General features: G+C 75.3%; 4 protein-coding genes. All 4 read left to right on the top strand.

Features of this window, described 5'->3' with window-relative positions:
* The first annotated feature begins 725 nt into the window (after window positions 1–725).
* Genes ACIBF7_RS33910 through ACIBF7_RS33895 form a run of 4 tightly spaced genes read left to right on the top strand, consistent with a single transcriptional unit; the run spans window position 726 to window position 13,500 of the window.
* Entirely contained in the window at window positions 726–1,919 is a 1,194-nt protein-coding gene (locus tag ACIBF7_RS33910) for a thioesterase II family protein (protein WP_397198969.1), read from the top strand.
* 4 nt (window positions 1,920–1,923) lie between these two features.
* Window positions 1,924–7,824: an amino acid adenylation domain-containing protein gene (locus ACIBF7_RS33905; protein ID WP_397198968.1), complete on the top strand. Its 5,901-nt coding sequence runs from the start codon at window positions 1,924–1,926 to the stop codon at window positions 7,822–7,824.
* Window positions 7,821–13,304, top strand: a complete 5,484-nt coding sequence (locus ACIBF7_RS33900; protein ID WP_397198967.1) for an SDR family NAD(P)-dependent oxidoreductase — start codon at window positions 7,821–7,823, stop codon at window positions 13,302–13,304. The genes ACIBF7_RS33905 and ACIBF7_RS33900 overlap by 4 nt, the downstream gene beginning before the upstream one ends.
* 1 nt (window position 13,305) lies before the next feature.
* Complete coding sequence (locus ACIBF7_RS33895; protein ID WP_271280471.1) at window positions 13,306–13,500, top strand: MbtH family NRPS accessory protein; 195 nt, start codon at window positions 13,306–13,308, stop codon at window positions 13,498–13,500.
* Window position 13,501 lies beyond the last annotated feature (1 nt).

Genomic DNA, 13,501 nt, shown 5'->3' with positions numbered 1-13,501 from the left:
TCGGCCTGCTCGTAGCGACTACGGCCGATATTGCTCGAACAGCTTTCTCGCCTTGACAAGCTCCTATTCATGTGGGCCGGAAAGCGGTGTGGAATCGCGCCGATGGTGGTGGCCGGATCGCCGGACCGTGGCCGCCGGGGCCGGGATCTGACGAAAAAACGCGCGAGCCGGGAATTCTTGTCACGGGGCCGGCCGCCCTGAGGCTCGGGGGCGCCTCCGGCTCGCCGTGCGGAAGCTCACCGACGGCTGGGCGCAGCAGTGAATCACCCTATAGAGGCAGATTTGGAGATAAAGGCGGATATAGCGGACAGCGAGGCCCGGAATCGGTCCGCCGTATTTGGTTTCGGTCGCATTCGGCCGCCTCGCACGCGCGCCTATCATCCCAGGGCTGCCTGGGCAATATTTCCCCGGGTCTGATTTTTGTCGCGTCGCATGGCGGAAGAGCGTTAATCGCGGCGTTGACTCCTCCTCTCAACCTGGATATAAGAGTTCTTGTCGCACTACCGCGTTACATCGCACGAAATGTAGTGACCCTTCGTAGTAATTCCCCATTTGCTTAGTTGTTCCGAGGCATTTGTCGAGGAGCGCCGTAACATGGCGATTGACGGCCTGCACATCGAGCGACGAATCCATCACACTCCGACAACTTGCGCCGCTCCCCGCCGGGGAGGTGCTGGACGATCGCCGGCTTCTTGACGGCGGCGCAGCGGACCCCCCATCCCACGGTGCCCGCTCCCGCCCGCACGCTGTTCTGCCTGCCCTACGCCGGAGGAGGCGCGAGCGCTTACGGAGGTCTCCTCCGCGAGCTCGCCGGCCTCACGGTGACCCCCATCCAGCTCCCCGGCCGCGAGAACCGCATCGCCGAGCCGCCGGCCTTCACCGTGGGCGAGATCGCCGACGAGATCGAGCCCGCCACCGGCGCCCCGTACGCGCTGTACGGGCACAGCATGGGCGCGCGGCTCGCCTTCGAGGTGGTGCGCGAGCTGCGCCGGCGCGGCCTGCCGCCGCCCTCGCGCCTGTACGTGGGCGGCGCCCACCCGCCGCACCGCAAGGTCCCGCTCGCCGCCACCGCCGACCTGCCCGACGAGGCGTTCATCGACCAGCTCGTCCGCCGCTCGGGCGCGCTGCCCGAGCTCAAGCACGTGCCCGAGCTGCGCGAGCTGCTGCTGCCCGTGCTCCGCGCCGACTTCGCCTGGATCAAGAGCTACCGGTACGAGCCGGAGCCGCCCGTCGACACCCCGATCGTCGCCTTCACCGGCCTGGACGACGGCGAGGTGGGCGCGGCGGACATGCTCGGCTGGGCCCGCCACACGACGGCCGGCTTCCGCCTGCGCACCCTCGCGGGCGGCCACCTGTTCGTCAAGGACCGGCCCGGCGACCTGGCGGCCCTCATCGCCGCCGACCTCGCCGGCGTCCACCCCCTCCCTGACCTGGGCGAGGTCCACCTCTGGCTGGGCAGCGGACCGCTTCCGTACGGCGAACACGGAGACGCCGGGCTGACCGTCGCCACCTGCCAGGCGGCCGGCCTCGTCCTGACAGCGGCAACCCGCGCCCCGACCGTGGGCGTGGCCCTCACGCACCCGGCCGGGCCGGTCGACGCGGCGAGGTGGCTGAGCCCCGGGGAGCGGGAGCAGGTCGAAGGGGCCGCGGAAGAGGACCGGCGGTGGCTCGAACTGCGGGCCGTCACCGCGAAGCGGGCGCTCGCCGCCGCGGCGGGTCCCGGCGCCGACCCGACGGCCGCCGGGTTCCCCGATCTGGCCGATCCGGCGCCGTGGCGGGCCTCGGAAGGCCGGCTGTCCGGCTGGTGGGTCGTCCACCTGCCGGTGCCCACCGCCCGGGGCGAGGCGCCGGCCGCCGTGGCCGTGCCGTACGACCGGGTGCGGCTGAGATTCGACACGCTGCCCGACCGGGCCGGATGACGGGGTGAACGTGACCACCGCGACGCTGCTCCACGAACTCGTCACCGCCCAGGCCGCCCGCACTCCTGACGCGCCCGCGGTGCGGCAGTGGGACACGAGCCTGACCTACCGCGGGCTCACCGCCGCGGCGGGAGCGCTGGCACACCGGCTGCGCGAGCTGGGCGCCGGTCCGGAGACGCGGGTCGGCGTGTGCGGGCGGCGCACGCCCGAACTGCTGGTGTCGGTGCTGGGAGTCCTGATGTCCGGCGCCGCGTACGTCCCGCTCGACCCGTCGCACCCGCGCAAGCGGCTGGAGACCGTCATCGGCGACGCCGGGATCACCCTGGTGGTCGCCGACCAGGCGGGTCGCGGCGTCCTGCGCGACCTCCCCCTCCGCCTCGTCGCCCCAGCCCAGGGCGAGCTCCCGCCCCCGGAACCGGCCGCCGCCGCGGAGGGCTCCGCGGCGTACGTGCTCTACACCTCCGGATCCACCGGGCGGCCCAAGGGGGTCGTGGTGAGCCACGCGTCGGCGGTGGCGTTCGTGACCATGGCGGGCGCGTACTTCGGCCTGGACGCGTCGTGCCGCTCCATCGGGTTCGCGGCGCTCGGGTTCGACGTGTCCGTGCTCGACATCTTCGCGCCGCTCGCGCGGGGCGGGTGCGTCATGCTCACCGCCGACGAGGACCGGGTCGATCCCGTACGGCTGCAGCGGTTCCTGGAACGGCACCGGGTCACCTGGGGCACGATCCCGCCCGCGCTGCTGCCGCTGCTCGACCCCGACCGGCTGCCGGCGCTGCGCGACCTGCTCACCGCGGGCGAGCCGGCCGGGCCCGAGCAGGTGGCGCGGTGGTCGCGGCCGGGCCGCAGGCGGTTCCACAACTGGTACGGGCCGACCGAGACGACCGTGTGCGTGGTCGGCACCGAGCTCGACGGCGACTGGGACCGGCCGTTGCCGATCGGGCACCCGCTGCCGGGCTGCACCGCGTACATCCTCGACGACCTGCTCCGGCCGGTCCCGCCGGGCACGCCCGGCGAGCTGTGCGTCGGCGGGCCGCAGCTCGCCCGCGGCTACCTGCACCGGCCTGGGCTGACGGCCGAGAGGTTCGTGCCGGACCCGTACGGCGAGCCCGGCGCGCGGCTGTACCGGACCGGGGACCGGGTGGTGCTGGACGCGGACGGCCGGATCGGCTTCATCGGCCGGCTGGACCGGCAGGTGAAGGTCCAGGGGCAGCGGGTGGAGATCGGCGAGATCGAGGTGGTGCTGCGCGCCCACCCCGAGATCCGCCAGGCCGTCGTGGACGCCGGCACCGGAGCGGGCGGGCTGACGGAACTGGTCGCGTACCTGACCCCGCAGGAGGCCCCGGACCTGGAACGGGTGCGCGCCCACTGCCTGGACAGCGTGCCCGCGTACATGGTCCCCACCCGGGTGCTGCGCCTGCCCGCACTCCCGCTGACACCGGCAGGCAAGGTCGACCTGGCCGCCCTGCGCACCCTCGGCGACCAGCACGCCCACCCCTCCAGCCCTGAGGTCACCACGGAGGAATCCGGCCACCGGGACGCCCACGAGGAAACCGCCGGCACGCATCGAACGGCCCCGCCCACCGCCCGCGACGGCGAGCCTCGGACGGCCCATCGCGCGGCCGGCGATGGGGAGCATCGGACGCCCTCGCCCGTGGCCGACCAGCAGACGGCTCCTCGCGATGGCGAGCGCCGGTCGGCTCCTCGTGTGGCGGACGGCGAGCACGGGGCCGGTTCGTCTGCGGCCCGCGACAGCGATCACCTGGGCGGGGGTGAGGTGATGGTGCGGGAGGTGGCCGCGGCCTGGGGGGAGGCGTTCGGGGGTGCGGAGCCGCTGGCGGACGACGACTTCTTCGCCCGCGGGGGCCACTCGCTGCTGGCCATGCGGCTGACCGCGCTGCTGAGGACCCGGCTGGGCCGGGAACTGGCCGTCGAGGACGTGCTGGCGGGCAGGACCGTGGCCGGGATCGCCCGCCGGGCAGCGGCGGCGCCTCCGCTGCGGGAGGAGCCGCCCGGCGACGGACCGGCGGCGCTGTCGGCGGTGCAACGGCGGATGTGGTTCGTGGAACGGCTGGCCCCCGGCACGCCGGCGCACAACATCGCCATGGCCCAGCGGCTCACCGGCCCGCTGGACGTGGCGGCGCTGCGCCGGGCGCTGGCGTCGGTGGCCGAAAGGCACGAGGTGCTGCGCTGGCGGGTGCCCCAGACGGGCGGCGTCCCTTCCGTGACGGTCACTCCGCCCGGCCCGGTGCCGCTGCCCGTCGAGGACGTGACCGACGCGGAGCTGCGCGAACGGCTGCAGGCCGAGGCGCGGCTGGCGTTCGACCTGGCCGAGGGGCCGCTGTGGCGGGCCAGGCTGCTGCGGCTCGCCCGGGACGAGCACGTGGAGGAGCACGTGGAGGAGCACGTGCTCGTCGTCACCGTCCACCACCTGGTGTTCGACGGCTGGTCACAGAAGGTGCTGTACGAGGACATCTCGCGCGCGTACCGGCAGGAGGCGTTCCCGCCGCTGCGCGCCACCTACGGCGGGTACGTTGACTGGCTCGGCCGGCGCGACGGCGAGGCGGACCTGGCCTGGTGGAGCGGACATCTCGACGGCGCGCCCACGGTGCTGGACCTGCCGCGCGACCATCCGCGCCCGCCGGTGCAGACGTTCGACGGCGAGTCCGTCACCGCCGAGGCGGGCGCCGGGGTCAGCGCCGCCGTGCGGGAGCTGGCCGCGCGGCTCGGCGGCACCCCGTACGCGGTGCTGCTCGCCGCCTACGGGCAGGTCCTGCGGCGGCTGTCCGGCCAGCCTGACCTGATCGTCGGCACCCCCGTCGCGGACCGCCGCGACCCGGCGCTCGACCCGGTGGCCGGGTGCCTGGTGCAGGTGCTGCCGGTGCGGCTGCGGGTGGACGACGGCGCGCCGTTCTCCGCGCACGTCACCCGCTGCCAGGAGGCGCTGTCGGGTGCGCTGGCCCACCTGGACGTGCGGCTGGAGCGGCTGGTGGACCGGCTCGGGCCGGGCCGCGACCTGTCGCGCAACCCGCTCGTGCAGGTGTTGTTCAACATGTACGACTTCACCGAGCCGCGGCTGGACCTGCCCGGCGTCGCGGCGGCCCCGCTGCCTCCCGGGCTGCCCGGGTCCTTGTTCGACCTCACCTTGTACGTGGGGGAGCGCGACGGGTGCTACGTGCTGCAGGCCGTCTACAACCCCAGACTGTTCCGCCGGTCGCGCGTCGACGCTCTGCTGCACGGCTACCTGCGCCTCCTCACCGACCTCACCGCCGACCCGGCCCGTCCCGTACGCGAGTCACGCCTGCGCCCCCGTCCTGGACGAGGTGACGACGGGCCGCTCCCGGACCCGGCTGAGGTCAAGCCGCTGATCCCGGCAGGGGCGGCCAGCGCCGATGGCGTGGAGGTGGCGGCGGGGGCCCAGGCCGGGGTGGTGGGCGTCGGTGATGCGGCCGGGACGCCGGGAGCCGCGGACGGGGTGGTGGTGAGCGCCGGTGACGTGACGGGGGTCCCCGCCGGGGTGGTCGTGGGCGGTGACGTGGTGGAAGTGGCCGGAGTCCACGACGGGGTGGCGAGTGACGTGGCCAAGGTGACAGGAGTCCACGGCGGGGTGGTGGGCGCCGGTGACATGGCTGAAGTCGCCGAGGTTCAGGGCGGCGAGGTCTTCCGCGACGGCGGAGCGTCGGCGGGGGCGCAGGGCGGTCACGGGGTGTGGGGCGGTGCTTCGCCGGATGTGAGTACGGGGCTCATGGACGCATCCGGGGCGGTCCGGCTGCCGGACGGGACTGCGGTGCTGTCCGGATGGGACGGGGCCGGGGTGGTGGAGCGGGTGCTCAAGCAGGTGGCGGGTGGGCCCGAGCGGGTGGCGGTCAGCGGCGAGGACGGCGAGCTGACGTACGCGGGTCTGGCCCGGCTGGCCGATGCGGCGGGCGCGGCCGTGCGGGCGGGGGAGACGGTGGCGATCCTCGCCGAGCGTACGCGCGAGCTGCCGGCCCTGATGCTGGGCGTGCTGGCGGCGGGAGCCCGCTGGGCGGTGCTGGACACGGCGCTGCCGCCCGCCCGGCTCGCGGCCCAAGCCCGCGTGGCCGGCGCCACCAGCATCATCGCCTGCCCCGGCATCCAGATCCCGCCCGACCTGGCATGGCTCCCTCCAGCAGGAGAACCCCGTACCCCCGCTAACGGTGAGAAAGGGCCAGCCGACCTGGCGGCCCGGAATCTGACCGGTGAGGAAGGGACCGCGGGTCCTGGCGTCCTTGGCGGGAGCGGTGAGGGGGAGTCGGTCGATCTTGCCGCTCGGAAGCTGCTCGGTGAGGGAGAGGCGGGTTCCGACGTCCTGAACGGGAGTGGTGACCGGGTAGTAGCGGCCACGAACGGCAGTGGGGACCGGACAGGGGTGCTCTTAGGCGGGAGTGGTGACGGGGCGGAAGCGGTCACGAACGGGAGTGGTGACAGGGCGGAGGCGGGTTCAGAGCAGGGTGGGACGGCCTGTCGGGTGGTGGCGATGGAGGAGCGGGGGTATCTGGCGTTCACGTCGGGGACCACTGGGGAGCCCAAGCCCGTGCGGACGCCGGAGCGCCCGCTGGCCCGCTTCCTCGACTGGTACCCGCGCGCGTACGGCCTCACCGGGGACGACCGGTTCGCGCTCCTGGCCGGGCTGGCGCACGACCCGCTGCTGCGGGACGCGTTCACCCCGATGGTGCTCGGCGCCACCCTGCACGTGCCGGGCCCGGACCTGGTGCGGGACCCCGCCAAGCTGGCCGGATGGCTGCGCGGGCGAAGGATCACCGTCGCCCACCTCACCCCGCAGCTAGCCGCGCTCATCGCCGCCGCCGGGGTCCGGCTGCCCGATCTGCGGCTGGTGCTGTTCGGCGGCGACCGGCTCACCCACGCCGACGCCGCCCGGTTCCGCCGCGTCGCCCCGGACGCCCGCCTGGTCAACGCCTACGGCACCACCGAGACTCCGCAGGCGCAGGCGGTGCACGAGATCGGCGACCCGCCCGACCACGGCGACCCGGTTCCGGCCGGGCACGGCGTGGACGGCGCCGAGCTGCTCGTCCTCGACGCGGCCGGCGCGCCCGCGGCCGTCGGCGAGCTGGGCGAGGTCGTGGTCAGGAGCCGCCGCCTGGCGGAGTCGTACCTGGACGAGACCCTCACCCGGGAGCGGTTCGCCCGCGAGCGGGACGGCGAGACGGCCCGCTACCGCACCGGCGACCTCGGCCGCTACGACCCGGACGGCCGCGTCGTGCTCGCCGGCCGGGCCGACGGGCAGGTGAAGATCCGCGGCTACCGGGTGGAGCTCGGCGAGGTCGAGGCCGCGCTCCTGGCCCACCCCGGCGTGCGGGCCGCCGCGGCCACGGTCGCCGAGCGGCCGGGCGGCAGGGTGCCGCTCGCGTACGCGGTCACCGACGGGCCCGCCGTCGGCCAGGCCGAGCTGCGCCGCCACCTGGCCGCGAGCCTGCCCGGCTACGCGCTGCCGGCCGAGCTCGTCCTGCTGCCCGCGCTCCCGCTCACCCCCAACGGCAAGGTGGACCGCGCCCGGCTGCCCGCCCCGCCGCCCCGCCCCGCGCCGGCGAGCGGCCAGGAGCCCGCCACCGGCACCGAACGCCTGGTCGCCGGCGTCTGGCGCGAGGTGCTCGGCCTGCCCAGCATCTCCGCCGGCGCGAACTTCTTCGAGATCGGCGGGCACTCGCTGGCCACCGCGCAGGTCCAGGCCCGCCTGGCCGCCTCGCTCGGCCGCGAGGTGCCGATCGTCGACCTCTTCCGCTTCCCGACCGTACGAGATCTGGCCGCGCACCTCGACGGCGAACGCCGTCCGGCCGGCTGGGACCGAGCCGCCCGGCGGGTCGCCGCGCGGCGGGCACGATCCTCACCCCACCGGCCACAGCAGCCCAGACAGGAGAGCAACGAATGAACCACGAAGAAGGCAACGGGGTCGAGCCGATCGCGGTCGTCGGGCTGGCCTGCCGCCTGCCGGGCGCCGAGGACGTGCCCGCGTTCTGGCGCAACCTGGTGGACGGGGTGGAGTCCGTGAAGTTCCACACCCGGGCCGAGCAGGAGGCGATGGGCGTGCCCGCCCACCTGCTCGACGATCCGATGTTCGTTCCGGCGGCCTCCGTCGCCGACGACTACGGCGCGCTGGACGCCGCCTTCTTCGGCATGTCGCCGCGCGAGGCGGAGCTGCGCGACCCGCAGCAGCGCATGTTCCTGGAGCTGGCCAACACCGCGCTGGAGGACGCCGGCTACGACCCGGCGCGCTACCCCGGCGAGATCGGCGTGTACGGGGCGATCGGCTCCGACGAGTACCAGTGGCTGTACGTGCGGCCCAACACCGAGGTGTTCGCCTCCGTGGGCAACCTGGCCGTCTACACCGGCAACCACCCCGACTACCTGGCCACGCTCGTGTCGTACAAGCTCGACCTGCGCGGCCCGTCGCTCACCCTGCACACGGCCTGCTCGTCCTCGCTGGTGGCGCTGCACGTCGCCTGCGAGGCGCTGCGCGCCGGCGAGTGCGACATGGCGCTGACCGGCGGCGCGTCGCTGGAGCTGCCCGCCGAGTGGGGCTACCTGTACCACCAGGACGGCATCTACTCCCCGGACGGGCACTGCCGGGCCTTCGACGCGTCCGCGCAGGGCACGATCTGGGGCGGTGGCGGCGGCATGGCCGTGCTCAAGCGGCTGTCCGACGCGATCGCCGACGGCGACCACGTGCGCGCCGTCGTCATCGGCAACGCGATCAACAACGACGGCGCCACGAAGGTCGGCTTCTCCGCGCCCAGCGCCGAGGGCCAGGCCGCGGCGGTCTCGCAGGCGCTCGGCGTCGCCCAGATCGACCCGCGCACCGTCACCTACGTCGAGGCGCACGGCACCGGGACCTCGCTCGGCGACCCGATCGAGGTCGCCGCCCTGGCCGGCGTGCTCGGCGCGGCCTCGGAGGAGACCGGCTGGTGCGGCATCGGCTCGGTCAAGACCAACATCGGCCACCTCGGACCGGCCGCGGGCATCGCCGGTTTCATCAAGACCGTGCTCGCGCTGGAGCACGGCATGATCCCGCCCAGCCTCAACTACGAGCGGCCCAACCCGCGCATCGACTTCGAGTCCGGGCCGTTCCGGGTCAACGCCACCCTGACCAAGTGGGAGACGAACGGCCACCCGCGCCGCGCCGGCGTCAGCTCCTTCGGCATCGGCGGCACCAACGCGCACGTCGTCGTCGAGCAGGCGCCGCCCGCCCCGCTGCCGACCGCCCGGCCGCGCCCCGCCCATCTGCTGCAGCTGTCGGCCCGCACCCCGGCCGCGCTCGACGCCGCCGTGCGGCGGCTGGCCGGCCACCTGGAGGACCGGGAGGTCTCCCTCGCCGACGTGGCGCACACGCTGCGCACCGGGCGCAAGCAGCACAAGCACCGGGCGGCCGTGGTCGCCGCCGACCCCGCCGACGCGGTCGCCGCCCTGCGCGACTCACGCCGGGTGACCAAGGCCAAGGCGGGCACGCCCCGGGTGGCGTGGCTGTTCTCCGGCCAGGGCGCCCAGTACGCCGGCATGGGCGCCGGGCTCTACCGCACCGAGCCGGTGTTCGCCGCCGCCGTGGACGAGTGCGCCGCGCTGCTCCGCGACGAGCTCGGCCTGGACCTGCGGACGCTGCTGTTCCCCGGCGACGACGAGCGGGAGGCCGCCGACGAGCGGCTGCGCCAGACGGAGCTGGCCCAGCCCGCGCTGTTCACCGTCGAGTGGGCGCTGGCCCGGCTGTGGTCGTCGTGGGGGATCGAACCGGCCGCCATGATCGGCCACAGCATCGGCGAGTACGTGGCCGCCGCCGTCGCCGGCGTCTTCCCGCTGCCGGACGCGCTGCGCCTGGTCGCCACCCGCGGCCGCCTCATGCAGTCGATGCCGCCCGGCTCGATGCTGGCCGTGCGCCAGGACCACGAGGAGGTCCGCCGCACCCTGCCGGACGGGCTGTCCGTCGCCACCGTGAACGGCCCCGGCACCTGCGTCGTCGCCGGCCCGGCCGAGCTGGTCGAGCGGTACGCGGCCACACTCGACGAGGCCGAGGTCCAGCACACCGCGCTGCGCACGTCGCACGCCTTCCACTCGGCGATGATGGACCCGATCCTGGGCGACTTCCACGCCGCCGTCGCCGCCGCCACCCGCGACGCGCCCAGGATCCCGTTCCTGTCGAACGTCACCGGCGCCTGGATCACGCCCGAGGAAGCCACCGACCCCGGCTACTGGACCCGCCACCTGCGCGAGGCGGTCCGGTTCGGCGACTGCGTGGCCGCGCTCGCCGCGGAGGGCGAGTGGCGGATGCTCGAATGCGGTCCGGGACGCCAGCTCGCCGGCCTGGCCAGGACGCAGCTGCCGCGCACCGCCCCTGCCCCGCTGCCCAGCCTGCCAGGACCCGCCGACACCAAGTCCGACCTCGAGGTCCTGTACGCGGCCGCGGGCACGCTGTGGGCCGCGGGCGCGCCGCTCGACGTCACCGCGATCACCGAGCCCGCGCGGCGCGTCCCGCTGCCCGCCTACCCGTACGAGCGGACCCGCCACTGGGTGCCGACCGCGGTCGACCCCGAGCTGATCTACCCGAGAGCCGCGCGGACCGGGGCGCTGCCGCAGGAGGAGCGCTTCTCGGTGCCCGCCTGGCGGCAGGCCCCCGTCACCCCCGTCCCGGCGGATTCCCTCGCCGGCGCCCGCTGCCTGGTCTTCGCCGGGCCCGGCGGGGTGCCGCTCCTCGACGCCCTGCGCGCCGCCGGCGCCGACGCGGTCCAGGTCGTCCCCGGCACCGCGTACGGGGTCGCCCCCGACGGCACGGTCACCGTCAGGCCCGCCGAGCGCGAGGACTACGAGGCGCTGATCGCGCAGACCGGCGTCCCCGCCAGGATCGTGCACGCCTGGCCGCTCGACGGCACCCCCGCCGAGGGCATCGCCGCCACCGACGCCGCCCAGGACCTGGGATTCTTCAGCCTGCTCGCCCTCGTCCAGGCGCTCGCCCAGGCCGACCGGGACGGCGGCGTCCATCTCGACATCGTCACCAGGGGCACCCAGGGAGTCGTCGGCGGGGACGTCACCAGGCCCGAGCACGCCACCGTCGCCGGCTTCACCGCCGTCGTCCCGCTGGAAGCCCGCTGGCTGACGGCCCGCCACGTCGACCTGGAGGAGGGCCCGTACGACCCGGCCGCCGTGCTCGCCGAGCTGGCCGCCGAGCCCGGCGAGCCGCCCGAGGGCGAGCCGCCGTCGCCGGTCGCGCTGCGCGCCGGCCGCCGCTGGCTGCGCGGGCACACCCGGGTGCCGCTGCCGCCGCAGGCCGACCCGCTGCGCCGGCACGGCGTGTACGTCATCACCGGCGGGCTCGGCGGCATCGGGCTCACCCTCGCCGAGGACCTGGCCGGTCGGGCGCAGGCCCGGCTCGTCCTGCTCGGCCGGTCGGGGCTGCCGCCCCGGGAGGAGTGGGACACCCTCGACGGCGCCCCCGACCGGGTCCGCCGCGCCGTCGCCGCCGTGCGCCGCATGGAGCGGGCCGGGGCCGAGGTGGTCGTGCTGGCCGCCGACGCCGCGGACCCCGGGGCGCTGCGCCGCGCCAGGACCGAGGCGCTCGACCGGTTCGGCCGCATCGACGGCGTGGTGCACGCGGCCGGGGTTCCCGGCGGCGGCATGGCCGAGGTCAAGGAGCGGGCGGCGGCCGAGGCCGTGCTCGCCCCGAAGCTCGCCGGCACGCTGGCGGTGCGCGAGGTCTTCGGCGACCTGCCGCTCGACTTCGTCATGCTGTGCTCGTCGGTCACCGCCGTGGCCGGCGGCTTCGGCCAGGTCGACTACTGCGGCGCCAACGCCTTCATGGACGCCTGCGCGCACGCCTGGCCCGGCCGGGCGGTCTCGGTCAACTGGGGCGCCTGGCTGGAGGTCGGCATGGCGGCCGAGGTCGCGGCCCCGGCCGCGTTCCGGGCGCTGCAGCGCGGCGACCGGGTCACCAGGATCGACCACCCGGTGCTCGGCCACCGCCACGAGAGCGCCGGCCGCCGGCCCTGGTACGCGGCCACGCTCTCCCCGTCCACGCACTGGCTGCTCGACGAGCACCGGGTGGCGGGCGTGCCCGTCATGCCGGGCACCGGCTACCTGGAGACGGCGCGGGCCGCGTTCGAGGCCGCCGTGCCGAGCCCGGGCCCCGGCCACGCGATCGAGCTGCGCGACGTCGCGTTCGTCGCCCCGCTGCCCGTCGCCGACGGCGCCGCCGCCGAGCTGCGGGTGCTGCTCACCCCGGCGGGCGACGGCATGGAATTCGAGGTGGTCAGCGTGACCGGCGGCGAGGCCACGCAGCACGCCCGCGGCTCGGCCGCCTGGGTTGCCGGGGAGCCGCCGCCGTCGGACCTGGCGGGCGCCCGGCAGCGATGCGTGTACGGCGGCGAGGACGGGCCGAGCCCGTTCGCCTCCGCCTCCGGCCTGGTCACCTTCGGCCCCCGCTGGAACAGCCTGCGCTCGGTGAGCCAGGGCGGGGACGAGCGGCTCGCCCGCCTGGAGGCGGGCCCCGACGTGGCCGCCGACCTGGACCGGCTGCCGCTCCACCCCGCGCTGCTGGACGAGGCGACCGCGTTCATCTCCGTCTCAGGCGGCCACAGCTACCTGCCGCTCGGCTACGGCCGCGTCACCGTGCACGCGCCGCTCCCGGCCCGCCTGTGGAGCCACGCCCGCCACCGCGACACCGGCGGCGGCGAGGTGCTCGCCGCGGACCTCACCCTGTACGACGACGCCGGCGAACCGGTGGTCACCATCGCCGACTTCGTGCTGCGCCGCATCGACAAGGACGCCGTCACGCGGACCGTCGGCGAGGGCGCCCGCCGGCAGGCCGAGGACACCGCCGTCGACGAGGAGTCGGCCGCCGCCGGCCAAGCGCTCGACGTGGACGGCGCCAAGCGCGGCATCAGCCCGGCAGAAGGCGCCGAGGCGTTCCGCCGGCTGCTCGCCGCGAACCTCGGCCCGCAGGTCGTGGTCAACGCCACCGACCTGGCCGAGTACGTCGCCGGCGTGCGCGAGCTGACCCAGGACACGGTCGCCGGCGAACTGGACGCGGCCGCCGCGGCGGGTGGCGCCGACGAGCTCCCCGACGACCACGTCGCGCCGCGCAACGAGCTGGAGAGCACGCTCGCCGGCCTGTGGGGCGAGGTGCTCGGCGCCCGCCGGGTCAGCGTCGAGCAGGACTTCTTCGACCTGGGCGGCAACTCGCTCGTCGCCGTCCAGCTCATCGCCCTCATCAGGAAGAAGGTCGGGGTCCGGCTGCCGATGCGCAGCCTCTTCCAGGTGCCGACCGTGGCCGGCATGGCCGCGCTCGTGGAGGAGCTGCGCGGCAAGCAGCAGGCCCCCGCCACCGGCACCACCACCATCAGCAGGCTCCCCCGGACGGAAAGGCGCTGACATGCGGGACGGCCAGTACAAGGTCGTGGTCAACGACGAGGAGCAGTACTCGATCTGGTTCGCCGAACGCCCCGTCCCCGACGGCTGGCGGGAGACCGGGTTCGAGGGCGCCAAGCAGAGCTGCCTCGACCACATCGAGCAGGTCTGGACCGACATGCGCCCGCGCAGCCTGCGCGAGGCCATGGACCAACACTAGG

Source organism: Nonomuraea sp. NPDC050478 (assembly GCF_044458265.1).
Lineage (GTDB): Bacteria > Actinomycetota > Actinomycetes > Streptosporangiales > Streptosporangiaceae > Nonomuraea > Nonomuraea ferruginea.
Note: the sequence above shows the minus strand (reverse complement) of the source record. Positions and strands in the feature narration are given on the sequence as shown.

Excerpts from the sequence above, each read along its gene's own strand:
- ACIBF7_RS33895 (WP_271280471.1), top strand. The coding sequence starts at position 13,306 with ATGCGGGACGGCCAGTACAAGGTCGTGGTCAACGACGAGGAGCAGTAC.
- ACIBF7_RS33900 (WP_397198967.1), top strand. The coding sequence starts at position 7,821 with ATGAACCACGAAGAAGGCAACGGGGTCGAGCCGATCGCGGTCGTCGGG.